Source organism: Stutzerimonas stutzeri (genome assembly GCF_024448955.1).
Lineage (GTDB): Bacteria > Pseudomonadota > Gammaproteobacteria > Pseudomonadales > Pseudomonadaceae > Stutzerimonas > Stutzerimonas stutzeri_AQ.
Genome location: NZ_JAMOIH010000004.1, coordinates 245,679 through 270,852, shown reverse-complemented (window position 1 = coordinate 270,852; position 25,174 = coordinate 245,679). Strand labels below are relative to the sequence as shown.

22 protein-coding genes are annotated in these 25,174 nt (G+C 61.4%); 10 read left to right on the top strand and 12 right to left on the bottom strand.

Annotation, left to right across the window (positions count from 1 at the left end; translation table 11 throughout):
• Nucleotides 1–34 precede the first annotated feature (34 nt).
• The 3 genes from NA645_RS06275 to leuA all read right to left on the bottom strand — a co-directional run bounded on the left by NA645_RS06275 (nt 35) and on the right by leuA (nt 4,309).
• Nucleotides 35–889 (bottom strand): carboxylate/amino acid/amine transporter, encoded by an 855-nt coding sequence (locus tag NA645_RS06275; RefSeq protein WP_256048045.1) that lies wholly within the window; start codon nt 887–889, stop codon nt 35–37.
• A 115-nt stretch (nt 890–1,004) separates the two neighbouring features.
• Nucleotides 1,005–2,060: an NAD(P)-dependent alcohol dehydrogenase gene (locus NA645_RS06270; RefSeq protein WP_256048044.1), complete on the bottom strand. Its 1,056-nt coding sequence runs from the start codon at nt 2,058–2,060 to the stop codon at nt 1,005–1,007.
• Nucleotides 2,061–2,638: 578 nt separating this feature from the next.
• The gene (gene leuA / locus NA645_RS06265) at nt 2,639–4,309 is read right to left on the bottom strand and encodes a 2-isopropylmalate synthase (RefSeq protein ID WP_256048043.1); all 1,671 of its coding nucleotides are present in this window, start codon (nt 4,307–4,309) and stop codon (nt 2,639–2,641) included.
• 294 nt (nt 4,310–4,603) lie between these two features.
• On the opposite strand from leuA, the gene NA645_RS06260 reads away from it, so the two are divergent.
• Nucleotides 4,604–4,996, top strand: coding sequence for a DUF2946 domain-containing protein (locus NA645_RS06260; protein WP_256048042.1), 393 nt, complete (start codon nt 4,604–4,606; stop codon nt 4,994–4,996).
• A 53-nt stretch (nt 4,997–5,049) separates the two neighbouring features.
• On the top strand, nt 5,050–7,152 hold the full coding sequence (locus NA645_RS06255; protein WP_256048041.1) for a TonB-dependent copper receptor: 2,103 nt from the start codon (nt 5,050–5,052) through the stop codon (nt 7,150–7,152).
• 124 nt (nt 7,153–7,276) lie between these two features.
• Here the strand turns inward: NA645_RS06255 and NA645_RS06250 are convergent, their stop codons facing one another.
• From NA645_RS06250 to NA645_RS06240, 3 genes are all read right to left on the bottom strand, one after another.
• Nucleotides 7,277–8,566, bottom strand: a complete 1,290-nt coding sequence (locus NA645_RS06250) for a mechanosensitive ion channel family protein (RefSeq protein ID WP_256048040.1) — start codon at nt 8,564–8,566, stop codon at nt 7,277–7,279.
• A 110-nt stretch (nt 8,567–8,676) separates the two neighbouring features.
• Nucleotides 8,677–9,219, bottom strand: a complete 543-nt coding sequence (locus NA645_RS06245) for a hydrolase (protein WP_256048039.1) — start codon at nt 9,217–9,219, stop codon at nt 8,677–8,679.
• Between the two features lie 24 nt (nt 9,220–9,243).
• Nucleotides 9,244–10,068, bottom strand: a complete 825-nt coding sequence (locus tag NA645_RS06240; protein ID WP_256048038.1) for a peptidoglycan DD-metalloendopeptidase family protein — start codon at nt 10,066–10,068, stop codon at nt 9,244–9,246.
• Nucleotides 10,069–10,399: 331 nt separating this feature from the next.
• Between NA645_RS06240 and NA645_RS06235 the strand changes: the two genes are divergently transcribed.
• On the top strand, nt 10,400–11,974 hold the full coding sequence (locus NA645_RS06235; RefSeq protein ID WP_256048037.1) for a TerC family protein: 1,575 nt from the start codon (nt 10,400–10,402) through the stop codon (nt 11,972–11,974).
• A gap of 42 nt (nt 11,975–12,016) precedes the next feature.
• On the opposite strand, the gene xseA is transcribed toward NA645_RS06235, so the two are convergent.
• Nucleotides 12,017–13,393, bottom strand: coding sequence for an exodeoxyribonuclease VII large subunit (xseA, locus tag NA645_RS06230; RefSeq protein ID WP_256048036.1), 1,377 nt, complete (start codon nt 13,391–13,393; stop codon nt 12,017–12,019).
• Nucleotides 13,394–13,525: 132 nt separating this feature from the next.
• Between xseA and NA645_RS06225 the strand changes: the two genes are divergently transcribed.
• The 3 genes from NA645_RS06225 (at nt 13,526) to guaA (ending at nt 17,332) form a co-directional block, all read left to right on the top strand.
• A complete protein-coding gene (locus NA645_RS06225; protein WP_256048035.1) occupies nt 13,526–14,077 on the top strand; it encodes a sugar ABC transporter ATPase in 552 nt (183 codons plus the stop codon).
• An 87-nt stretch (nt 14,078–14,164) separates the two neighbouring features.
• Nucleotides 14,165–15,634: an IMP dehydrogenase gene (guaB, locus tag NA645_RS06220; RefSeq protein ID WP_256048034.1), complete on the top strand. Its 1,470-nt coding sequence runs from the start codon at nt 14,165–14,167 to the stop codon at nt 15,632–15,634.
• Between the two features lie 117 nt (nt 15,635–15,751).
• Entirely contained in the window at nt 15,752–17,332 is a 1,581-nt protein-coding gene (gene guaA / locus NA645_RS06215; RefSeq protein WP_256048033.1) for a glutamine-hydrolyzing GMP synthase, read from the top strand.
• A gap of 47 nt (nt 17,333–17,379) precedes the next feature.
• Here guaA and NA645_RS06210 read toward each other — a convergent pair whose 3' ends face one another.
• Complete coding sequence (locus NA645_RS06210; protein ID WP_256048032.1) at nt 17,380–17,877, bottom strand: cupredoxin domain-containing protein; 498 nt, start codon at nt 17,875–17,877, stop codon at nt 17,380–17,382.
• Between the two features lie 187 nt (nt 17,878–18,064).
• Here NA645_RS06210 and NA645_RS06205 point away from each other — a divergent pair, with 187 nt between their 5' ends.
• Nucleotides 18,065–19,435, top strand: coding sequence for a multicopper oxidase family protein (locus NA645_RS06205; protein ID WP_256048031.1), 1,371 nt, complete (start codon nt 18,065–18,067; stop codon nt 19,433–19,435).
• A 69-nt stretch (nt 19,436–19,504) separates the two neighbouring features.
• Nucleotides 19,505–20,017, top strand: a complete 513-nt coding sequence (gene tadA / locus NA645_RS06200; protein WP_256048030.1) for a tRNA adenosine(34) deaminase TadA — start codon at nt 19,505–19,507, stop codon at nt 20,015–20,017.
• A 16-nt stretch (nt 20,018–20,033) separates the two neighbouring features.
• Here tadA and NA645_RS06195 read toward each other — a convergent pair whose 3' ends face one another.
• Both NA645_RS06195 and argF read right to left on the bottom strand, forming a co-directional pair.
• Nucleotides 20,034–21,143 (bottom strand): ABC transporter ATP-binding protein, encoded by a 1,110-nt coding sequence (locus NA645_RS06195; protein ID WP_256048029.1) that lies wholly within the window; start codon nt 21,141–21,143, stop codon nt 20,034–20,036.
• Complete coding sequence (gene argF, locus NA645_RS06190; protein WP_256048028.1) at nt 21,140–22,060, bottom strand: ornithine carbamoyltransferase; 921 nt, start codon at nt 22,058–22,060, stop codon at nt 21,140–21,142. The genes NA645_RS06195 and argF overlap by 4 nt, the downstream gene beginning before the upstream one ends.
• 272 nt (nt 22,061–22,332) lie before the next feature.
• Between argF and grxD the strand changes: the two genes are divergently transcribed.
• On the top strand, nt 22,333–22,659 hold the full coding sequence (gene grxD, locus NA645_RS06185; RefSeq protein ID WP_131648064.1) for a Grx4 family monothiol glutaredoxin: 327 nt from the start codon (nt 22,333–22,335) through the stop codon (nt 22,657–22,659).
• 166 nt (nt 22,660–22,825) lie between these two features.
• Here grxD and bfr read toward each other — a convergent pair whose 3' ends face one another.
• Both bfr and NA645_RS06175 read right to left on the bottom strand, forming a co-directional pair.
• Nucleotides 22,826–23,296, bottom strand: coding sequence for a bacterioferritin (gene bfr, locus NA645_RS06180; protein ID WP_131648065.1), 471 nt, complete (start codon nt 23,294–23,296; stop codon nt 22,826–22,828).
• A gap of 197 nt (nt 23,297–23,493) precedes the next feature.
• Nucleotides 23,494–23,712, bottom strand: a complete 219-nt coding sequence (locus tag NA645_RS06175; protein ID WP_256048027.1) for a bacterioferritin-associated ferredoxin — start codon at nt 23,710–23,712, stop codon at nt 23,494–23,496.
• A gap of 213 nt (nt 23,713–23,925) precedes the next feature.
• On the opposite strand from NA645_RS06175, the gene NA645_RS06170 reads away from it, so the two are divergent.
• Nucleotides 23,926–25,065, top strand: a complete 1,140-nt coding sequence (locus NA645_RS06170) for a GGDEF domain-containing protein (RefSeq protein WP_256048026.1) — start codon at nt 23,926–23,928, stop codon at nt 25,063–25,065.
• Nucleotides 25,066–25,174 lie beyond the last annotated feature (109 nt).

The window sequence follows — 25,174 nt, the reverse complement described above, 5'->3', positions numbered from 1 at the left end:
AATCATATGAAAAACAAAGAGTTGGGCGATTTAATCAAGCCGTTCGTCGGCCCAGCCGATTGATCCACAGAGAGGCAAGGATGATCAGCCCGCCGATGGCAAGTAGCAGCAGATTTGTGTCCGTACCCCAGATCAATAGATTCAGAACCAGCCCCACCGGTACCGCCAGATTGTTCATCACTGCCAACGTGCCGGCGTCCACCAGCGTAGCGCCCTTGTTCCAGCAGAACTGACCTAACGCCGTGGCCAGTACACCCATCCATACCAGTACTCCCCATTGGCTTGCCGTTCCAGGCAGTTTGTCGACATCGCCGAACAGCAGCCAGGCCGGCAGCACGATTACCAATGCACCGAGGAAGAAATAGCCAAAGCGCCGATAGAGCGGGACATCCGATGGATAGCGTTGCGCCAGGTGCTTATAGCCAACCTGCCCGGCGGCGAAGGTGAAATTGGCCAATTGCATCAATAGAAAACCGCCGAGAAAATCGCTGGAAATCCCGTCATAGCGGATAAGGCCCGCACCGAGTACCGCGACCGCCGCGGCCAGCAGCGCCCAAGGGTTGAAGCGTCGATTGAGTGCGTCGTCGATCAGCGTGACGTGCAGCGGCGTGAGGACCGTGAACAGTAATACCTCGGCCACCGTCAGGACGTTGAAGCTCAGATACAGGCACAGGTAGGTCACGCCGAACTGCAACGCACCGACCAGCGTTACGCCTGCGATGAAGCCCGGCGCAACGCCGCGCCAACGGGTGAGCGGGAGAAACACGAGTCCGGCGATAACCACTCGGGTAAGCACCGCGAAATAGCTGTCCACCTGGCCGGCCAGGTAAGCGCCGATCAGGTTGAAAGAAAACGCCCAGAGCAGGGTTACGAAGATCAGGTAAAGCATGCCGGCTCCTCAGCAGAAGGCCGGCGACCTTAGCGGCTCGGCTGCAAAGAGGGAAGACCGGCGTGCATTTGGGGGCGGGGCTGGCGCGCTTGGGTCCGGCGCGCCAGCGGTAGGCTCAGGCGGACTTGAGCGAGGCCATGTCGATGACGAAGCGGTATTTCACATCGCTCTTGAGCATGCGCTCGTAGGCTTCGTTGATGTCCTGCATGCGGATCATCTCGATCTCCGAAACGATGCTGTGCTCTGCGCAGAAATCCAGCATCTCCTGAGTCTCGGCGATACCGCCGATCAACGAGCCAGCCAGCCGGCGGCGTTTGAAGATCAGCCCGAAAACGTTTGGCGACGGGTGGGGAGAAGCCGGTGCGCCCACCAAGGTCATGGTGGCATCGCGCTTGAGCAACGCCATGAAGGCATCGAGGCTATGCGGGGCGGCCACGGTGTTGAGGATGAAGTCGAAGCTGTTCAGATGGGCAGCCATTTCATCCTTGTTCTTCGATACCACGACTTCCGAGGCACCCAGGCGCAGGGCGTCTTCCCGCTTGTCAGGCGAAGTGGTGAACAGCACGACCTTCGCGCCCATCGCGTTGGCGATTTTCACCGCCATGTGGCCAAGGCCGCCGAGGCCGACCACACCGACTTTCTGGCCGGGGCCGACCTTCCATTGGCGCAGCGGTGAATAGGTGGTGATGCCGGCACACAACAGCGGCGCGACGGCGGCAAGATTATCGGTGTGGCTAATGCGCAGTACGTACTTTTCGTCCACCACGATGACGTCCGAATAACCGCCGAGAGTATTCTCGCTGCCGCCGAACGCCGACCCGTTGTAGGTGCCGGTGAAACCGTTCTCGCAGTACTGCTCAAGGCCTTCGCCGCACGACGAACAGCTGCGGCAGCTGTCGACCAGGCAGCCGACGCCGGCCAGATCACCGGCTTTGAAGCGCGATACGGCCGAGCCGACCGCGGTAACGCGGCCAACGATCTCGTGGCCTGGTACGGATGGATAAAGGGTGTTGTTCCATTCGTTGCGTGCGGTGTGCAGGTCGGAGTGGCAGACACCGCAGTAAAGGATGTCGATCTGTACGTCGTTCGGCCCGACTGCGCGGCGCGAAAACGAATGAGGGGCGAGCGGTGTGCTCGGGTCGAGGGCGGCGTAACCGATGGCGTTGCTCATGGCGGCTCCTGTGTTTGCATGTCCGGGCTGGAGGCCAAGCTTATACCGATGGCGGCGACGTCGTTTGCACGATTCTCGCGATGAATGACAGATTACTGTCGAAAGGATTTGGGAAGTAATGCTGAGAAGGGGTGTCTCGGATGCTCGGCGCTGTTGGGAGGCATTGGCCGGGGTTGGTTCACTTGGTTGCCACCGCTAAGACTATTGACGCGACGCTTTGCGCAAGAGGGCTGGATGCCGGAAGGGTTGCTTTACAGTTTCGAAAGTAGGGTGGGCTTTAACCCGCCGGCAGGGGCAGGTTTTGGTGGGCTGAAGCCCACCCTAAGGTGCTAGACCATGAGGCGACGCTTGACACTCCATAATCCCCCATTCGTAGGTGGGCCGAATACCGGAAGCGGGTTGCTTCACAGGTACGGTCCGTGGTCGAAAGTAGGGTGGGCTTTAGCCCACCGGCTGGAGCGGACTTTGGTGGGCTGAAGCGGAGCCACTCTGGGTGTGTCGATGCACACCCAGAGCTCGGGAGTGCACATCCTCCGGAGTGGGAAAGCGGCGAGCCCGTCGGGGCTCGCCGGGCAGGATCAGGCTGCCTTCGCCTCGGCCTCTCGCACCGCACGGTTCAATGCGCTGAACAGGGCACGGATGCTCGCCGTGGTGATGTTTTCGTCGATGCCGATGCCATGCAGCGGACGTTCGCCGTCCAGGCGCACCTCGATATAGGCCGCGGCCCTGGCATGGCTGCCGGCGCCGATGGCGTGTTCGTGATAGTCCATGATTTCCAGCTTGACCGGCAGTGCCGCGACCAGCGCCTCCAGCGGGCCTTTGCCGATGCCGCGCAGGTTCAGGGTTGCGCCTTCGTTGATGACCTCCACTTCAAGCGCGCTGGTGCCATTCTCTTCCTGCAGGCGATGGCCCTTGAGCGCGTAGGGCGTGACGGCTTGCAGGTATTCGGCTTCCAGCAGTGCATAGATCTGCGCGGCGCTCATCTCCAGGCCGAGGCGGTCGGTTTCCTTCTGTACCACCTGGCTGAACTCGATCTGCATGCGCCGCGGCAGGCTGATGCCGTATTCCTGCTCGAGCAGATAAGTGATGCCGCCCTTACCGGACTGGCTGTTGACGCGGATCACCGCTTCGTAGCTGCGGCCGATATCGGCCGGGTCGATCGGCAGGTAGGGCACTTCCCACAGCTCGTCGGCCTTCTGCACGGCGAAGCCCTTGCGGATCGCATCCTGATGCGAGCCGGAGAAGGCGGTGTGTACCAGATCGCCGACGTAGGGATGGCGCGGGTGCACCGGCAACTGGTTGCATTCCTCGACCACCTTGCGCACGGCGTCGATGTCGGAGAAATCCAGCTGCGGATCGACACCCTGGGTGTACATGTTCAGCGCCACGGTCACCAGATCGACGTTGCCGGTGCGCTCGCCATTGCCGAACAGGCAGCCTTCGACGCGATCGGCGCCGGCCATCAGGCCCAGCTCGGTGGCGGCCACGCCGGTGCCGCGGTCGTTGTGGGTATGCAGGCTGATCAGCACGCTGTCGCGTTTGTTGATATGGCGACCGAAATACTCGATCTGGTCAGCGTAGATATTCGGGGTGGCCGCCTCGATGGTGGCCGGCAGGTTGAGGATCAGCTTGTGCGCGGGCGTCGGCTGGAACACCTCGATCACCGCGTTGCACACTTCGACGGCGAAATCGGTCTCGGTGGAGCTGAACACTTCGGGCGAATACTCAAAGCGCCAGTCGGTTTCCGGCGCCGCGCCGGCCAGGCGCTTGATGACCTGCGCCGCGTTGACGGCGATGCCCACCACGCCAGCCTTGTCCTGATTGAAAACGATGCGACGGAAGCTCGGCGCGGTGGCGTTGTAATAGTGGACGATGGCCTGCTTGGCGCCTTTGAGCGATTCGAAGGTACGGGTGATCAGATCCTCGCGCGCCTGGGTCAACACCTGGATGGTGACGTCACCGGGAATGTGCCCGCCCTCGATCAGCTCGCGGACGAAGTCAAAATCGGTCTGCGAGGCCGAGGGGAAGCCCACTTCGATTTCCTTTACGCCCACCGCGACCAGCGTCTTGAAGAACCGCATCTTCTTCGCTGCATCCATCGGCTCGATCAGCGACTGATTACCGTCGCGCAGGTCGGAGCTGAGCCAGATCGGCGCCTGGGTGATGGTCTTCGATGGCCAGGTACGGTCAGCAATATCGATGGGGGCGAAGGCGCGATATTTTTTCGACGGATCTTTGAGCATGGTCATGGCGTTTCCTTGGGGCTCGCTCGTGGCGACAGCAGTCGGGACCGGTTTTGCCGGCTGGTTATGGTGGAAACTTAGTCCTTTCTGGCGGAGTCGTGCAACAGTTGCCAAAAAATTGGTATGAACTGCTTTGATGGATAAGTTTGTCGAGATTTACTGCTGATAATTTCGTTCTTGCTTGCGCTTGCTTGCTCGAAACTTTTGCGGCTTCATGTCGCAGCCGCTTCGGCAAACCGAGCGTGCGATCATCAGGCACCGGTTCAGCAGAGCCAGGGCACTGTTAACAAGGATTTGCCGGTGACACGCAAACGGCTTTCGACATCGAATATCTGGCTTGGCCTATTCGCCATGCTGATGATTCATGTCGGCCCGTTGTACTCGGCAATACAGGCGGCGCAAACCGCCGCTGCGCCGATCGGCGAGCACCATCAGCATGCCGGCCATGAGTCTTCGCCGGCACACGGTCATCACCGGCAGGCATCGGGCACTGAACCCGCCTGGTTGGCGGCGCTGGAGCTCTGCGGTTATTGCGAGCTGCTGACGCTCAACCCGCCGCTGACGCTTGCCCTCGATCTGGCCTTGCCTCGGCATGAGCCTGAGCATTTCCTCTCCCTTCCCGACGCGCCGCTGATCCCGGCGCTGCGTCGCAGCAGCGGCTACGCACGCGCTCCCCCGTTTTTCCACAGCTGATGCCTGGAGCCGTGTCGCCACGGCTGTACCCAAACATTGAAGTGGAAATTCACATGACCCGTCATACCCGTGGCCGTCAGGCGCGTGCCTGCCTGTCCGATAACTTTTCGATCCAACCGTCCCGCCTGCGTTGGCAGGTTGCCCATGCCGCTCTGCTGGGGATGTTCGCCAGCGGAGTGCTCGCGGCCGAGCAGGCCGATCACGCCCATCATCATGGCTCCGTCGAACTCACGCCGATGGTCATCACTGGCGTCGCCCAGCAGTCGCCGCTGACCGTGGTCACCGATCCGAAGATACCGCGCCAGCCGGTGCCGGCCAGCGATGCGGGCGATTACCTGCAGACCATTCCCGGTTTCTCGGCAGTGCGTGGCGGTGGCTCCAACAGCGATCCGGTGTTTCGCGGCATGTTCGGTTCGCGCCTGAAGTTGCTGGCCAACGGCGCCGAGATGCTGGGTGCCTGCCCAAGCCGGATGGACTCGCCCAGCTCCTACATCACGCCGGAGAATTACGACTCGCTGACGGTCATAAAGGGGCCGCAGACCGTGCTCTGGGGCGCGGGCAACTCGGCGGCGACGATTCTTTTCGAGCGTGATCCGGAAAACTTCAACGAGCTGGGTGGGCGCGTCGATGCCAGCTTTCTAGTCGGCTCCGATGGTCGTTTCGATCGCACTATCGATGCCGCCACGGGCGGCGAGCAGGGCTATATCCGCCTGATGGCCAATCGTTCGGATTCGGATGATTACCAGGACGGTAATGGCGACCGGGTGCATTCGCGCTGGGACAAGTGGAGCACCGACCTGGTGCTCGGTTGGACGCCGGACGAAGACACGCTACTGGAACTGACGGTCGGGCGCGGCGATGGTGAGGCGGCCTATGCCGGGCGTGGCATGGATGGCAGCCAGTTCGAGCGCGAGAGCGTGGCCCTGCGTTTCGAGCGGGACAATATCGGCGAGGTGCTGCAGAAGATCGAAGCACGGATCTACTACAATTACGCCGATCACGTGATGGACAACTACAGCCTGCGCACGCCTTCAGGCATGGGCATGATGGCCAATCCCATGGCCAGCAACGTCGATCGCCGTACCCTGGGCGGACGGCTCGCCGCGACCTGGCAGTGGAACGACTACGAGCTGGTGGCGGGTGTGGACGCCCAGCGCAACGAGCACCGCAAGCGCAACTCCAGCTACGACATGATGACCGGCACGCTCACCGAGCATGACCGCTTCGCCTGGGACAAGGATGCCGACTTCCATAACTACGGCCTGTTCGGCGAGCTGACCCGTGACCTGAATGACGACGGCCGCATAATCGGCGGCGCACGCCTGGATCATGCCGCCGCCAAGGATTACCGCAGCAGTGGCCCATCCGCTGGCGATAGCCGCAGTGACAACCTGCCGAGCGGTTTCTTGCGCTACGAGCATGATCTGCAATCGCTTCCCGCGACGGCTTATGTGGGCCTCGGCCATACCCAACGTTTCCCTGATTACTGGGAGCTGTTCTCGGGCGGCGCCGCCGCCTTCGCCAACGTGCAACCGGAAAAGACCACCCAGCTGGACTTCGGCCTCCAGTACAACCAGGGCCCGCTCGAGGCTTGGGCGTCGGCCTATGTCGGGCAGGTGCGCGATTACATCCTGTTCAGCTACCAGACCAACATGATGGGCATGTCCACCTCGAGCGCCGACAATATCGACGCACGCATCATGGGCGGTGAACTGGGCGCCAGCTATCGCCTGAATTCCAATTGGAAAACCGATGCCAGCCTGGCCTACGCCTGGGGCAAGAACAGCTCCGATGGCGAAGCGTTACCACAGATGCCACCACTCGAAGGCCGCCTGGGCCTGACCTACGAGCAGGGCGACTGGAGCGCGGCCGGTCTGTGGCGCGTGGTGACGGCGCAGAATCGCGTGGCCGAGAACAAAGGTAACGTGACCAGCAAGGACTTCCACGAAAGCTCGGGCTTCGGCGTGTTCTCGCTCAACGGCGCCTATCGCCTGAACCAGAACTTCAAGCTCAGCACCGGTATCGACAACCTGTTCGACAAGGCCTACAGCGAGCACCTCAACCAGGCCGGCAATGCCGGTATCGGCCTGTCAGCGGATGAGCGCATCAACGAGCCGGGTCGCATCTGGTGGGCGCGTGTCGATATGAGCTTCTGATTGGTCGCTTGGAGGAAGGCGGGGATTTTCCGCCTTGGACGTAGGTTGAGGTTGTGAAGCGGATTGTTGCCCATGTATCAGAGATGCCTGCATGGGCAGCGCCTGCGTCTTCGTGATTCTACAGCTAGCCGGCCGCTTCGGCCGGATGCCTTTCTGGCTGGGGCAGCGCCGGTGCGCCACCCTGCGTCAGCGATTCACTCCAACCCCTCATGTCCGCCCCGCTCGGGTGCTGGAACACCCGCAGGCCGAATTCCGGCAGGATCGATAGCAGGTGATCGAAAATATCCGACTGAATCGCCTCGTAAGGCACCCAGCTCACGGTGTTGGTGAAACAGTAGATCTCTAGCGGTAGCCCATCGGCTGTGGGTGCCATCTGACGCACGATGAATGTCATGTTCTGATGAATGCCGGGGTGGCTGCGTACATAACGTTCGACGTAGGCGCGGAAGGTGCCGATGTTAGTGATGCGCCGGGTATTCACCGGCTCCTGCCCACGCTCGGCCAGCTTGGTATTCCAGGCATCGATATCGCGCTGCTTCTCGGCCAGATAATCTTCCAGCAAGCTGAAACGATGCAGGTGTTTGCATTCCTCCTCACTGAGAAAGTGCACGCTTTGCTGGTCGAGGAAGATGCTGCGTTTGATCCGGCGGCCGCCACTTTCCTGCATGCCGCGCCAGTTCTTGAATGAATCGGAAATGAAGCGCTTGGTCGGGATGCTCGTGATGGTCTTGTCCCAGTTCTGCACCTTGACCGTGTGCAGGGCAATGTCGATTACGTCGCCATCGGCGTTCAGCTGCGGCATTTCGATCCAGTCGCCGACGCGGATCAGGTCGTTGGAGGTGATCTGCACGCTGGCCACCAGAGACAGCAGGGTGTCCTGGAAGATCAACATCAGCACCGCCGCCATGGCGCCGAGACCGGACAGCAGGATCAGCGGCGAGCGATCGATCAGGGTGGCGATGATCAGGATGGTGGCGATGGCGTAGAGCACGATCTTGACCACTTGCAAGTAGCCCTTGATCGGGTGCAGATGGGCGTCGGAGCGGCGCTGGTAGAGCAGGTTGATGATGTCCATCACCGCGCCCAGAGCGAGGGCGATGGTCAGCACGATAAAACCGCCACAGACGTTGCGCACCACGGTCACTGCGGCTTCCGGAAGCCCCGGCACGGCATTGATACCGACCGACAGCACCAGTGCTGGGACGATATTGGACAGCCGTTTGATGATGCCGAAATCCTGCAATTCGGCATCGCGCGCATGGCGCAGCAGACCATAGAGCCCACGCACCAGGATGCGCTTGACGATCCAGTTGGACAGCCAGGCGGCAAAAATCAGCGCGGCACAGGCGACCAGCGTTTGCAGTTCGGGGTGGGCTTTGAGCCAGCCCAGCCAGCCGGCAAACTCGTCAGTCATTCAATACTCCATCGGTACTTGATACAGGGGGGCGTGCTGCAAGGAGGCGGACCTTAACAAAATCCGCCAATGCAGTCCCGGCAGAGGATGGGTACGAACTGCCGTTCGGTTCAGCGAATGAATTCACGGCTGATGGACTTGAACAGTTCGGTACCGGCGCGCTCCATCCATTCGAAGGCGACCATCTCGCGCGAGACAATCTGCGCACCGGCCTGGCGCATGCGCTGCAACGCCAGCTCCTTGTCGGAGGCGCGGCGCGAGCTGACCGCTTCCTCGACCACGAACACCTGGCAGCCGTGTTCCAACAGGTCGAGCACGGTCTGCATGACGCAGACATGGGTTTCGCAGCCGCAGATCACGAACTGCTTGCGATCCCCGCCGGGACGCTTGAACAGTTCGCCGTCGGCAGCCGAAGAGAATTCCATCTTTTCCAGAATGGAGGCGGGGTCCACGCCTTCGCGAAGTACGGCTGCGGTCGGCCCCAGCCCCTTGCTGTACTGCTCGGTGATCAGAGCGGGCACGCCGACCCGCCGCGCGATCTGCTGCAGCCAGGCGGTGTTCTCAATCATTGCGGCGCTGTCGAGGATGGCCGGCAGCAGGCGCTCCTGGATGTCGATGATCAGCAGGGTGGATTCCGTGGCTTTGATACGCATGTCGGTAGATCCTTTTATTGTGGTTCAGGGTTTGAATGCGCCGATGAAAATCGACGGATCGACACGTGTGTCGTTTAGGCTGACGTTCCAGTGCAAATGCGGCCCGGTGGCGCGGCCGGTGGCGCCGACCTTGCCCAGTATTTCGCCGCGACCGAGCGGGTCGCCGACCTTCACCCCGATCTCGGACAGGTGGCAGAACATGCTGATCAGCCCCTGGCCATGATCGACGAAGACCGTCTTGCCATTGAAAAAATAGTCACCAGTGAGGATCACTTTGCCGGCCGCCGGTGCCTTGATCGGCGTACCGGTTCTGGCTGCGAAATCCAGCCCGGAATGCGGGTTGCGCTCCTCGCCATTGAAGAAGCGGCGCAGGCCGAACGGCGACGACAACGGGCCATCGACGGGCTTGTCGAACAATAGGTTGCTGGGCTGGTTGGGGCTGAACTGGCGGTAAGCCTCGGTCTGCTCGGCCAGTTCCCGCTCGATGCGCTTGAGGTCCTCGGGGTTCGGATTGACCTGGCGCTGGTTCTTTAGAGTGATGTGCTGGGCGCGGTATTCGCGGTGCCCGACCTTAAAGCTGCTCGGGCTGCCATTGACTTCCACTTGCTGCGTTCCGGGTTTGATCGTGAGCGGGATGCCGAGAATGGCAATCCAGCGCTGGCCGTCCTCCCTGATCACCAATGCCGGTTTGCCCTGGTAGCGCACCTGCGGCGCGGCGACGCCGTCGCCCAGTTCGACCACTGCCACACCGCCTGGCACCGGCTTGTTCAACAGACGGGTGATGAAGCCCTCGGCGAGGGCGGGAAGAGTGAGCACGAGCGTAAGCAGGAAAACGATGACGCGTGGCATGGGCGGATCCGCTTGGAGAAATGGCCATCCTCGCGTAAACGCCTGGCGGGGGGAAGGGCGCGGCGTAGCGGCCTACGGCGCGGCTGGCTGAAAACACTCGTAACCAATCGGCCGTGACGCGCTCCTCGCTGCTGACTATTCTCTCGGTCCCGTATCTACACCAAGGGTTCCATGAACATTCCCTGTACCCAGCCGCGATCGTCGGCCATGACGATCGCGGCGCTCTCCAGCTGCTATTTTTCGATCATTCCAACCTCCGATGTCGCGTTATCCCACGCGTGCACCGCTTGCGCCGTACTGCGCCACCTGTCCACCACACGAGACCGCAAACATGGAATGGATCGCTGATCCTACGGCCTGGCTGGGCCTTCTCACGCTTATCGTCCTGGAAATCGTCCTGGGCATCGACAACCTAGTATTCATCGCCATCCTCGCGGACAAGTTGCCGCCCGAGCAGCGCGACCGTGCGCGAGTCATCGGCTTGAGCCTGGCGCTGGTGATGCGCCTGGGCCTGTTGGCGAGCATCGCCTGGCTGGTGACGCTCACCGAGCCGTTGGTCGAACTCTTCGGCAAAAGTTTCTCCGGGCGCGATCTGATCATGCTCGGCGGGGGCCTGTTCCTGTTGTTCAAGGCGACCATGGAGCTGCACGAGCGGCTGGAAGGCCGTATGCACCAGCACACCGGCAGCAAGGCCTACGCCCGCTTCTGGCCGGTGGTGGCGCAGATCATCGTGCTCGACGCGGTGTTCTCCCTCGATGCGGTGATCACTGCTGTGGGCATGGTCGAGCACCTGCAGGTGATGATGATCGCCGTGGTCATTTCCATGGCGCTGATGCTGCTGGCAAGCAAGCCGCTGACCGCCTTCGTCAATGCGCGGCCGACGGTGATCATGCTCTGTCTGGGCTTTTTGATGATGATCGGCTTCAGCCTCACCGCCGAAGGCCTGGGCTATCACATTCCGAAGGGCTACCTGTACGCGGCCATCGGCTTCTCCATCGCCATCGAGTTCTTCAACCAGCTGGCCCGTTCGCGACGCAAGCGCAGCCTACAAGGCGCCCGCCCGCTGCGCGAGCGCACCGCCCACGCCGTGCTGCGTATGCTCGGCGGCAAACTTGAAGCCGACGAAGTGGATGACGAGATCGCCGACATGGTGGATCGGAGTGGCCAGGCGCAGACGGGTTCGCTGTTCAATCGCCGCGAGCGGGTGATGATCAGCAGCGTGCTCAATCTTGCCGAGCAGTCCATCCGCACGGTGATGACCGATCGCATGGAAGTGGACCGCATCAACCTCGACGGCGAGCCCGCGACCATTCAGGCGGCGCTGCTCAACTCGCCGCACTCGCGTCTGGTGGTGGCCCGTGGCGATTCGCCGGACGAGCCGCTGGGTTATGTGCACAAGAAGGAGCTGCTCAAGACGCTGCTCAATGGCGAGGCGCCAGAGATCGAGCCGCTGGTGCGTGCGCCTATCAACCTGCCCGACAGCTGTACGGTGCTCAGCGCCCTGGAGCAGATGCGCCACGCCTCGACCCACATCGCTTTCGTGGTCAACGAATTCGGTGGCTTCGAAGGCCTGCTGACCCTGACCGATATTCTCGAGGCGATTGCCGGCGAGTTGCCTGATGCCAGCGAGGTGGAGGGACCGGATATCGAGCCGGTCGAGGGTGGCTATCGCATCAACGGCGCGGTCAATCTCGCCGTGCTGCGCGAGCGCCTCGGCTTTCGCGCGGTGGCGACCGACGACTACCAGACCCTGTCCGGGCTGGTGATGAGTCTGCTCGATCGTCTGCCGGTGATCGGCGACCAGGTGGAGCACGCCGACTGGCGATTGCACGTCACCGAGGTCAAGGACCGGCGCGTCACGGGGCTATTGCTCAAGCGGGTCGAGGAACAAGACGCGGCGAGGTAAGGGGCTAAGGCCCGGCAGGTATTTTCTGCCGGGCTCGCTCGTTCAAAGCAGCGGCAGTGTCACCGGCTCAAGGTGGTTGTCTTCCACTCGCACATCCAGCTCACCCTGACCGAGACGGGCCTTGAGGCGCTGGCCGGGCTGCGTCTGGCTGGCGCGGCGGATGGCATGGCCGTGTTCGTCCAGCAGAATGCTGTAACCGCGCGACAGGGTTGCCAGCGGGCTGACGATATTGAGTGTCTGTGCCAGGCCCTGCAGCTGCTGGCGGCGGGTCTTCAACCTTTCCTGCATGGCACGCGGCATGCGCTCGGACAGATGCTCAAGACGCTGGCGCAGCAGCTTCAAGGTGCGCCCCGGATGCTGTGCGCCCAGGCGGGTATCGAGGCGGGCAAAGCGCTCCTGACCCGCACAGAGGCGACGGTCGATGCCGCGCAACAGCCGCTGTTCCAGGTCGTCGATACGCTGGGCTTGCTGTTGCAGGCGTTCGCCGGGATGGCGCAGGCGCTTGGTCAGGTTCTCGAGCCGTGAGCTGTCGCGGTGAAGCCGGTCCTGCATGCGCAGCAACAGGCGCTGACGCAGGCTTGCCAGGCGCAGGGATACATCCGTGCTGCTGGGCGCCAGCAATTCGGCCGCAGCGGAAGGCGTAGGTGCGCGCACATCGGCGACGAAGTCGGCGATGGATACGTCGGTTTCGTGGCCGACAGCGCTGACGATCGGCGTCTGACAGGCGGCTACGGCGCGGGCGATAACCTCTTCGTTGAAGCACCAGAGGTCCTCCAGCGAGCCGCCGCCACGGGCCAGGATCAGTGCATCGAAACCGCCGCGGTCCGCCAGCTGCAGGGCGCGCACGATCTGCGGCGTCGCCTCGCGACCCTGAACAGCAGTCGGCACCAGCGTCAGCGCCACATGAGGTGCGCGGCGGCGAAACACCGAAATGATGTCGCGAATCACCGCGCCAGTCGGCGAGCTGACAATGCCGATGCGCTGTGGATGGGTGGGCAGGGCGCGTTTACTGGCAGCGTCGAATAGCCCTTCGGCAGCGAGTTTTTCCTTCAGCGCCTCGAAGGCCAGGCGCAGGGCGCCATCGCCGGCCGGCTCCAGTGAGTCGAGAATCAGCTGATAATCGCCACGGCCTTCGAACAGCGACACCTTGCCGCGTACTTTGACCGCCAAGCCGTCGCGCAGCGCCTGGCGCACCCGCAGCGCGTTCTGGCGAAACAGCGCGCAGCGGACCTGAGCGTTCTTGTCCTTGAGAGTGAAATAGATGTGGCCGGATGCAGGGCGGGCAAGATTGGAAATTTCGCCTTCGACCCAGACCTGGGCAAATACATCTTCCAGCAACAGCCGCGCGCGGCCGTTGAGCTGGCTGACGGTGAGGACCTCGCGGTCCAAGTTGAGACGCTGGAAAGGATCTTTGAGCATGGCGGCGATGATACGGGAAAAGGCTACAAAGAGCGCTGAAGGCTGGTCGGAGCGCTCCGACCGGGCGCGATTGACCTGAGCGGACAGCACATTAAGCTGCTCGGCTTTCCTGTCTGACGTTCCGAATCCGCCATGAACCACAGCCAAGTGATCGTCGTGCCACGCATTTCCACCTTTCCTGGCCATGAAGCCATGGCGCGAAAGGCCCTTCGCTGGCTCGTCGAGCGCCGTATCGTCGAGGCGCTTCCGACGACTTGCGGTCGAGGTGCTGGTGGCATGGCCTATGCGATCGCGTCGGGCGCACGCGCTGTGGTCCAGCATCCGGAACGGTTGCCGTTCGGTCAGCCAATCAATGGGCTGGAGATCGTGACCAAGCGCTGCATCTATACGCCGACTCGTGATTTTGCCGAGGAGGCTGGTTGCCCCGAGTGTCGCCAGGAAATTGGCGAGGCGCTATTCGAGAGCCTGGAAGACTGGATGCCCGGTCATACCGACAATTTCACTTGCCCGCAATGCGGCTTCGAGGACGATATCAACGGTTTTCTCTTCATCCCGGCCTGCGCTTTTTCCAACCTGGGCTTCATCTTCAATGGCTGGGGCGCTGCCGGTCTGCGCGTAGACTTCATCGATGCGTTCGCCGAGCGCCTGGGTTTCCCTTGCGCGCTGGTGGAGGTAGCCGACTGATTCCAGCCTTGCGGCGCCCTCATTGAGCGCGGGCACTCTGGTGGGTATAATGCCGCGCTTCCTTTTTCCCGCCTGGGAGCCCCCGCCATGCTGCGTATCAGCCAAGAAGCCCTGACGTTCGATGATGTTCTCCTGATCCCGGGATATTCCGAGGTTCTGCCCAAGGATGTCAGTCTCAAGACTCGCCTGACTCGCGAAATCGAGCTGAACATCCCCCTGGTTTCCGCAGCCATGGACACCGTCACCGAAGCCCGCCTGGCCATCGCCATGGCGCAGGAAGGCGGCATCGGCATCATCCACAAGAACATGAGCATCGAGCAGCAGGCTGCCGAGGTGCGCAAGGTCAAGCGGCACGAGACGGCCATCGTCCATGATCCGGTGACCGTCACCGCTGAAACCAAGATCAGCGAACTGCTGCGCAAGGCGCGCGAGTTGGGCTTCTCAGGTTTTCCAGTAGTTTCGGGTAAGGAGCTGGTCGGCATCGTCACCGGCCGCGACCTGCGCTTCACCCCCAACACCGGCGATACCGTTGCGGCGATCATGACGCCCAAGGCGGATCTGGTGACCGTCGAAGAAGGCACACCGCTGGAAGAGATCAAGGCCAAGCTCTACGAGCACCGCATCGAGAAGATGCTGGTGGTCGATGGCAACTTCCATTTGCGCGGCCTGGTGACCTTCCGCGATATCGAGAAGGCCAAGAGCTACCCGCTGGCGTCCAAGGATGAGCAGGGCCGTCTGCGTGTCGGTGCTGCCGTGGGTACCGGTGCTGATACCGCTGACCGTGTCGAGGCATTGGCGGCTGCAGGTGTCGACGTGGTGGTGGTGGACACCGCCCACGGACACTCCAAAGGCGTGATCGATCGCGTGCGTTGGGTGAAGCAGAATTTCCCACAGGTGCAGGTGATCGGCGGCAATATCGCCACTGCCGAAGCCGCGCTGGATCTGGTCAAGGCCGGCGCCGATGCGGTCAAGGTCGGCATCGGCCCGGGTTCGATCTGCACCACGCGCATCGTCGCCGGCGTCGGCGTGCCGCAGATTTCCGCCATCGCCAACGTTTCCGCCGCGCTTGAAGGCACCGGCGTACCGATGATCGCCGACGGCGGCATCCGTTTCTCCGGAGACCTGTCCAAGGCCATCGTCGCTGGCGCCAACGCGGTGATGATGGGCTCGATGTTCGCAGGTACCGAAGAAGCGCCGGGCGAGATCGAACTGTTCCAGGGCCGTTCTTACAAGGCCTACCGCGGCATGGGCTCGCTGGGCGCCATGTCCCAGGCTCAGGGTTCCTCGGACCGCTACTTCCAGGATTCCTCCGCTGGTGCCGAGAAGCTGGTGCCTGAGGGCATCGAAGGGCGTGTGCCGTACAAAGGCTCGCTGTCGGCGATCATCCACCAGCTAATGGGCGGCCTGCGTGCCTCCATGGGTTATACCGGCAGCGCCACCGTCGACGAGATGCGTAGCAAGCCGCAGTTCGTACGCATCACCGGCGCCGGCATGGCCGAGTCCCATGTGCATGATGTGCAGATCACGAAAGAGGCGCCAAACTACCGGGTCGGTTGATCCAGCCTCGATTAACAGACGCTGGAAGCTGGAAGCTGGAAGCTTGAAGTCGCGACTTCGGGCCTCTGCTTCCAGCTTCTGGCTTTCAGCTTCAAGCTTTTTCCGAAGGAAAGCCTCATGTCTCATCCCGACATTCACGCCCACCGCATCCTGATCCTCGACTTCGGTTCCCAGTACACCCAGCTGATCGCCCGCCGCGTGCGCGAGCTCGGGGTCTATTGCGAACTGCACCCTTGGGACATGAGCGATGAGGACATCCGTGCCTTCGCCCCGCGCGGGATCATCCTTGCCGGTGGTCCCGAGTCGGTGCATGAGGAGGGCAGCCCACGTGCGCGGCAGGCGGTGTTCGATCTGGGCGTGCCGCTGTTCGGCATCTGCTATGGCATGCAGACCATGTCCGAGCAGCTGGGCGGCAAGGTGCAGGGCTCGGATGTGCGTGAGTTCGGCTATGCGCGCGTTGACCTGGTCGGCAAATCGAAGCTGTTCGACGGCATCGAGGACCACATGGACGACGACGGCGTGTTCGGCCTCGACGTCTGGATGAGCCACGGTGACAAGGTCACCGATATCCCGGCCGGCTTCCACATCATCGCCAGCACCCCGAGCTGCCCGATCGCCGCGATCGGTGACGAGGCCCGCCGCTACTACGGCGTGCAGTTCCACCCGGAAGTGACCCATACCAAGCAGGGCGGCCGCATCCTGTCGCGCTTCCTGTTGGAAATCTGCGGCTGTGAAGCCCTCTGGACCCCCTCGAACATCGTCGAAGATCTGGTCGAGCAGGTCCGCGCCCAAGTGGGCAGCGCCAACGTACTGCTGGGCCTGTCCGGCGGGGTCGATTCCTCGGTGGTTGCCGCGCTACTGCACAAAGCTATCGGCGAGCAGCTGACCTGCGTCTTCGTCGACAACGGCCTGTTGCGTCTGCACGAAGGCGACCAGGTGATGGCCATGTTCGCCCAGAACATGGGCGTCAAGGTGATCCGCGCCGATGCCGAAGCGCAGTTCCTGGAGAATCTTGCCGGCGAAGCCGACCCGGAGAAGAAGCGCAAGATCATCGGCCGCACCTTCATTGACGTGTTCGATGCTCAGGCCAGCAAGCTGGACAACATCCAGTTCCTCGCTCAAGGCACCATCTACCCGGACGTGATCGAGTCGGCCGGCGCCAAGAGCGGCAAGGCCCACGTGATCAAGTCGCACCACAACGTGGGCGGCCTGCCGGAGGAGATGAACCTCAAGCTGGTCGAGCCGTTGCGTGAGCTGTTCAAGGATGAAGTCCGCAAGATCGGCCTCGAACTTGGCCTGCCCTACGACATGGTCTATCGCCACCCGTTCCCGGGTCCGGGCCTGGGCGTACGCATCCTCGGCGAGGTGAAGAAGGAATACGCCGACCTGCTGCGCCGTGCCGACCATATCTTCATCGAGGAACTGCGAAATTTCGACTGGTACCACAAGACCAGCCAGGCCTTCGTGGTGTTCCAGCCGGTGAAATCGGTCGGCGTGGTCGGCGATGGCCGCCGCTACGCCTGGGTCGTCGCCCTGCGCGCCGTGGAAACCATCGACTTCATGACCGCCCGCTGGGCGCACCTGCCTTACGAGCTGCTGGAAAAGGTCTCCAACCGCATCATCAACGAGATCGAAGGCATCTCCCGCGTCACCTACGACGTGTCGAGCAAGCCGCCGGCGACGATTGAGTGGGAGTGATGAACTGAACACCAAGGGCTGCCGATTGGCGGCCCTTGTGTTTGGGGTTAGTGAACGTTGATGGTGCCCTTCATCCCGGCTTCTAGATGGCCGGCAATCAGGCAGGCGAAATCCAGCGTGGCGGGCTGACTGAAATGCCAGAGCAGGTCGCCTTGCTGACCCGCTTCAAGTGCGACGGCATTGGGTTCATCGTGGGGCATGTCCGGCATGTTGCGCATCTGCTCGGCATGCGATTGCAGTTCGTCAAGTGTGCCGATGACCATTTCATGCGGCAGCTGTCCATTGTTCTTCACGCGAAAATGCACCGTTTCGCCGGCCTTCACGTCGAGATAGGCGGGCTCGAAACGCATTCGGTCATCCATGCTGACGTCCACCGTGCGGCTGACGCGCGCGGGATCGCCGGCATGCCCGGTCGAGGCGTGTTCATTACTCTCAGGCGCTTGATGATCATGGACATGCGCATGGCTGCCGTTGGCCAGGGATAACGCAGGCAGACTGCCGAGCAGTAGAGAAAGCAGCAGTCGGCTCATAGATCTGTAACGCATGAAAAAACCTCCTGGAGAAGTGCGGTTGATCGGATGACAGCATAGCGCCGCGAAGCCCGGCAACCGAATCTGGAACGCTGGGCGAGACATCATGTCGCGCCGCAAGTGATTGCCGTGTGGAAAGTCGGCTCGCGGAGCAGACCGACAAGTGAGAAAATCTCTCATCTTTTTTGGCGAACGGTATTTCATGACCTTCACCCGCAGACAAATCCTTGCCAGCCTGGCCGGGCTCGGTGTAGTCGGCCTCGGTGCCGGCGGTGCCCGTTATTGGCTGGGGCGGCCCGCCGAGGTCACGACCCACGATTACGAGCTGATCGCAGCGCCGCTGGATATCGAACTGGTACCCGGCCATACGACGCCCGCCTGGGCCTACGGCGGGCAGACGCCGGGCTTCGAATTGCGCGCTCGACAGGGCGATTGGCTGCGTGTGCGCTTCACCAATCATCTACCGGAACCGACCACCATCCACTGGCATGGCATTCGTCTGCCGCTGAATATGGACGGGGTCCCCTATGTGTCGCAGTTGCCCGTTCTGCCGGGTGAGTCGTTCGACTATCTATTTCAGGTGCATGATGCAGGCAGCTTTTGGTACCATCCGCACACCACCAGCGCCGAGCAGCTGGGACGCGGGCTGGTTGGGCCGCTGATCGTCGAGGAGCGCGAACCGAGTGGTTTTCGCCATGAGCGCACCCTGAGCTTGAAGAGCTGGCATGTGGACAAGCAAGGCGCCTTCACTGATTTCAGCGTACCGCGCGAGGCCGCCCGCGGCGGCACACCGGGCGTCCTCTCGAGCGTCAATGGCGAGCATGCGCCGACGCTTGAATTACCCGCCGGTCAGGTGGTGCGCTTGCGCATTCTCAACCTCGATAACACCCTGACCTATCGACTGAATCTCTCCGCTGGCGAAGCACGTATCTATGCGCTCGATGGCAATCCGATCAAGCCGCGTCCGTTCGGTAAGGATTACTGGCTGGGGCCAGGCATGCGCGTGGACCTGGCGTTGAAGGTGCCGCCTGTAGGGGAGCAGCTGTCGCTGCGCAACGGGCCTCTGCGGCTGGCGACTCTTGCTTCGGTCAGCACTGGAGAGGCCGAAGGAGAGTGGCCCGCTCCGCTTCCGCCCAACCCGATTGCCGAGCCGGACCTGCAGCAGGCAGAAACCCTGCGCTTCAATTTCGAGTGGGCCGGTACGCTATCCAGCGATGCAGGACAGGGCGATTCGTTCACCTTCTGGCAGGTCAACGGTCAGGCTTGGGATATCAATGACAAGACGTGCGCCGATCGGCCCATCGCGACCTTGAAACGCAACGGCCATTACATCCTCGAATTACGTAATCTCAGCCAGTATCAGCACCCGATTCATCTACACGGTATGACTTTCAAGGTCATCTCATCCAATCGTAAGAAGATCGAACCCTGGTTCACCGACACCTATCTGCTGGGCAAGAACGAAACCGCCCGCATCGCATTGGTGGCCGATAACCCGGGCGTTTGGATGTTTCACTGCCATGTGATCGACCACATGGAGACGGGGCTGATGGCGGCGATCGAGGTGGTATAGACGTTCTTGCAGTTTGAAGTCTAAGCAGGCTGTAGACTCTAGCCAGCTCTCAGCTCTTAAAACCGAATCATGAAAAAACCACAAATCATCGACCGCTCGCGCGACGAGTATTTCATGCGCGAGGCGCTTGCACTGGCAGCACAGGGTGCTGCTCTGGGCGAGGTTCCGGTGGGGGCGGTGCTGGTGCAGGACGGGCAGATCATTGGGCGGGGCTTCAACTGTCCGATATCCCGGCACGACCCTAGTGCTCACGCTGAAATGGTGGCGATCCGCGACGCGGCGTCACGCGTGCAGAATTACCGTCTGCCAGGCAGTACGCTATACGTGACGCTGGAGCCCTGCAGCATGTGCGCGGGACTGATCGTGCACTCGCGCATTCAGCGCGTAGTGTACGGCGCTACGGAGCCCAAGGCGGGCGTCGCGATCAGTCGCGGCCAGTTCTTTTCTCAGGATTTTCTCAACCATCGGGTGCTGGTCGAAGGTGGCGTGATGGCGGAGCAGTGCAGTGAGACGCTGAGCGACTTCTTCCGGATGCGCCGCAAGACGCGTGGTGGCGAGGCTGTGAAGTCGCTGGACGGCTAATCGGCGCGCCTGAAGGTCAAATGCCGCTGCTGTAACGGCGCACGCCTGCTTCCGGCAGCTTTTCATGAGCAGCGATACTGCCCTGCGCGGGAAACACCACCAAGTGATCGGCAGCGATGCCGATACCGACTTCCTGCCCGGTCGGGTAATCGGCATGGCTGGGAAAAATGCCTTCGAGTTGATTGCCGGTCGGCAATTGCAGGCGATACAGGGTCGAGGCGCCGAGGAAGGTCTTACCGACGATGAGTCCCTTGAGCGCACTTTGCGGCGAGTAAACGATGTCATCCGGGCGCAGCAGGACATCCACGGAGCTGCCGGCCGGCATGGTGTAGGCACGGTTGCCGCGAATGACGCCGAGTTCGGTCTGTACCGTTTCGGGGTCGATCAACTGACCGCGGATGAAATAACCCTGACCAATGAAGCTCGCGACGAAGGGCGTCAGCGGCTCGTGATAAAGGTTGTACGGCGTGTCCCACTGTTCCAGGCGACCATCTTTGAATACCCCGACCTGATCGCTGACCGCGAAGGCTTCTTCCTGGTCGTGCGTGACGAGGATGGCACTGGTGCCGCGAGCTTTGAGGATCTCTCGCACCTCATGACTCAGGCGACGCCGCAGGTCGCCGTCGAGGTTGGAGAAGGGTTCGTCGAGTAGCAAAAGCTCCGGCTCGGGTGCGAGTGCGCGGGCGAGGGCGACACGCTGCTGCTGGCCACCGGACAGTTCATGCGGATAGCGCTTGCCGAGCGGTGCCAGATGCACAAGGTCGAGCATTTCACGAACGATACGGGCGTGGTGCGGATGCTTGCGGATGCCGAACGCGATGTTCTCGGCAACGGTCAGGTGCGGGAACAGGGCGTAGTCCTGGAAAACCATGCCGATCCGGCGCTTCTCCGGCGCGAGCGTGAAGCCTTGTCGCGAAATGACGGCGTCGCCCAGTTGGATCTCGCCTTCGTTGACATGTTCGAAGCCGGCGATAGCTCGTAGCGTGGTGGTTTTGCCGCAGCCGGATGGTCCTAGCAGGCAGCCGATATCACCGCGATTGAGGTGCAGGTTGAGGTTCTGCACGACGCTCTGGCCGCCATAGCCGCAGTCCAGATTGCGAAGGTGCAGAAGCGGTTGAGAGCTCATGCGTGGTGATAGGCCGGCTCGACAAGGAATTCAAGCAATGCCTTCTGAGCGTGCAAGCGGTTTTCGGCTTGGTTCCAGGCTACCGAACGAGGATCGTCGAGCAGGTCGTGACTGATCTCTTCACCACGATGGGCGGGCAGGCAGTGCATGAACAGTACGTCTTCGGCGGCGACGTCAAGTAGGGCACGGTCGACCTGATAAGGGCGGAAGGTGGCGATACGTGCGGCCACTTCATCCTCCTGTCCCATCGACGCCCAGACATCGGTGCTGATTAGATGAGCGCCGGCGGCGGCTTCGCGCGGATCGCGGACGAGCTGGACGCGATCACCGGCCTGTGCCAGCAATTCGGCTTCGGGCTCGTAGCCCTCGGGGCAGGCGATACGCAGCTGAAAGTCGAACTGAATGGCCGCTTCCATATAGGAATTGCACATATTATTGCCATCGCCGATCCAGGCTACCGTCTTGCCGGTGATGCTGCCGCGGTGTTCGTGGAAAGTCTGCATGTCGGCCAGCAACTGACAAGGATGCAAATCGTCGGACAGCCCATTGATGACTGGTACCGTTGAATGAGCGGCGAACTCAGTGAGCGTGGCATGGGCAAAGGTGCGGATCATGACCGCATCGAGCATGCTGGACATGACGATGGCCGAATCACTGACCGGCTCGCCGCGGCCCAGTTGGGTATCGCGGGGCGAAAGAAAGATCGCCTGGCCGCCGAGTTGAATCATGCCGGCCTCGAAGGACAAACGGGTCCGTGTCGAGGCCTTCTCGAAGATCATCCCCAAGACGCGGTTTTTCAGCGGCTCGAACAGAATGCCGCGCTGGCGCAGATCCTTCAGCTCGATGCCGCGACGGACCAGGCCGAGTAGCTCCTGGGACGTGCAATCCATCAGTGAGAGAAAGTGTCTTGCGCTCATATCAACTACCTTTATTGCCGCAGTCGAGGCCGGAGAGTTTTCTACAGAAAAGAGAAGGCCTACGACAGGGGTCGCACGGGAAGCGACGAAACGGGAAAGGCGCGATCTTATCCAGAAAGCCTTCGCGGGCGCAAATCGGCCTGGGCGCGCCAGAAATACGGGCTACAAGCGAACGTTCGCAAGCAATTGGGGATAAAAGCCGAGCCCGCGACTCGGCTTTTATGGCGCTGTTCTGTACAATGCGCGCCAACCGTGACTAGCCGAGGTGCCCCATGGATATCATCGAAACCATCAAAGAGCAGATCGAAAAGAATCCGGTGCTGCTGTACATGAAAGGCTCGCCCAACGCGCCGCAGTGCGGCTTTTCCGCCCGTGCGACACAGGCCGTTATGGGCTGCGGCGAGAAGTTCGCTTACGTCGACATCCTGCAGAATCCAGAGATTCGCGCCAACTTGCCGAAGTACGCCAACTGGCCGACCTTCCCCCAGCTGTGGGTCGATGGCGAGCTGGTCGGGGGCAGCGACATCATCCTCGAGATGTTCGAGAAGGGCGAGCTGCAGCCGCTGATCAAGCAGGCTGTGGAAAAAGCCGGCGCCTGATCGCGACGCGTTGTCAAAACCCGCCAAACGGCGGGTTTTTTGTGGCTGCAACTCTGTATTTCGAGGCGCTGGAAGCTTCGGTATCGCCACCGGACAAGTCTTGGGGGCCTGCGCCAAAACGAAAACGAGAGCCGATGGCTCCCGCTTTTTACAGCATAAGGATGAGTTACTCGTCCATCTGGGACTGCAGGTAATTTTCCATGCCGACCTTATCGATGAGACTCAGCTGGGTTTCTAGCCAGTCGATGTGCTCTTCCTCTGACTCAAGAATGTCTTCAAGCAATTCGCGGCTACCGTAGTCGCCGACGCTTTCGCAGTAGGCGATGGCGACCTTGAGATCCTGCACGCCGCCCTGTTCCAGCTTGAGGTCGCAATCGAGCATTTCACGGGTGTTTTCGCCGATCAGCAGCTTGCCCAGGTCCTGCAGGTTGGGCAGGCCTTCGAGAAAGAGGATGCGCTTGATCAGCTTGTCCGCATGCTTCATCTCGTCGATGGACTCTTCGTACTCGTGCTTGCCGAGCTTGCCCAGCCCCCAGTCTTCGTACATGCGGGCATGCAAAAAGTACTGGTTGATAGCGACCAGTTCGTTGCCGAGGATTTTGTTCAGGTGCTGGATGACTAGCTTGTCGCCTTTCATGTCGGTGTCCTGCGTCGAATCATGTGCGTATTGCGCGCAGTCTGGCCACGAACATAGGTCCTGTCAAACCTAAGTCATTGAATGTTAAAGGGTAAACCGGAATAAGAATAAGTCTGTTCCGCGACTCGATAGCAACGTCTTGATTTGCAGGCAGAAAAAAGCCGGGCAGATGCCCGGCTCGGGAAAACTAATTTGTATCAGGCGGGTGCGAAGCCGACCGGATAGGCAAGGGAGGCGTTGGCGCTCTGGATATCGCTCAAGGTTTCGCGAACGACCTGCTTGGCGACGCAGGCGCATTTCCCGCATTGAGTCGCTACGCCCGTAGCTTCACGCACTTCACGATAGCTGCAGCAACCTTCGTAAATGGCGTCACGGATCTGACCGTCGGTTACACCCTGGCAAAGACAGACGTACATAAGAACTACCCGTTGAGCCTGTTGATGTCTGCGATGCTAAACAGAATGAGAATGATTGTCAAAGCATCTCGGTCGAGCGGTTTTTACTCAACGGTCAGTTTTTTGCTTCCCCGATCGCAGGACATTGCTATGGCGAGTCGCTAAAATTGCGAAGTTCTTCGCGCTTTAGAATCCGGGTCGATCGACCGGGGTGGGCGCTAGGCCGGTGCCACCATGCAGTTAAGCGTCCCAACCCTCATCGTCGCCGACATCTATGTGATGCTGCTGGTGGCGCTCCTGATGTTCCTGGCCTGGCGTAGCGGCCGTCGCGAGCCGACGCTCGGTTATCTCTGCCTGACGCTTTTTCTCGGCGTCGTCTCCACGGCGCTGGGTGCGCTGCGCAATATGGGCATCGACTGGGTGCCCATCGTCTTGGGTAACTCGCTGTTGGTGCTGGCGCTGGCCTTCAATTGGACGGCGATGCGCGTGTTCGCTGGTCGCCAGCCGCACTGGCAAGGGATCGTTGCTGCTCCGCTGATCTGGGCGGGTCTCTGTCTTTTTCCGGCCTTCTTCGAAGCGGATGCGCTGCGGTTGCGGATCGCTACGCTGTCGCTGTTCACCATCATTTATATAGGCCTGGCCATGGCGGAACTGTGGCGTAGCCGGCAGGTGATACAGGTGTCCCTGCATCCGGCCCTGGTGCTGATGGCGGTACATATTGCGGTCTATACCTTGCGTATCCCATTAGATCATGGCCGTCCCTTCGAGGCGTCCGGGCAGTTCAATTTCTTCGCTCTGGTGATCTTCGAAACCATGCTCTACGCGGTGGGCATCGCCTTCGTGACGCTGGCGATGGTGCGCGAGCGGGCCGAGTTGGAGCATCGCCAGGCGTCGCTCAGCGATCCGTTGACTGGAATCGGCAATCGGCGGGCCTTCGTCGAGCATGGCGAGCGGCTGTTGCTGCGTTGTCGCGACGCCGGACAGCAGGTGACGCTGCTGCTCTGCGACCTAGACCAGTTCAAGCGCCTCAATGACACCTTTGGCCACAAGGTCGGCGACCATGCGCTGATCAGCTTTTGTCAGGTAATGAAGTCGCGCATGCGCCGGCAGGATGTCTTCGGGCGAATAGGCGGTGAAGAATTCGCCTGCCTGCTGGCGGATGCCAATGCCCAGGTCGCCCGCGACGTGGCCGAGCGTATCCGCAGCGAGTTCGCCAACTTGCCATTCAGTCAGTCCGGCATCCTCAGTGTCAGCATTGGTGTGAGTGATACGACGCGTGCCGGCTACAGCCTCGACCGCCTGATGGGCGAGGCAGATCGGGCCCTTTATGAGGCCAAGGCGACGGGGCGTAATTGTGTCCGGGTGGCCATTTAACAGGCCGCTGGAAAACTACCTGCGTTGGCAATACTGCGTTAAAAACAGACTCGGCAAGCCGCTCGCGGCTAACGCGCTTCAGCGCGGCCCGGAGGGCGAACGAAGTGAG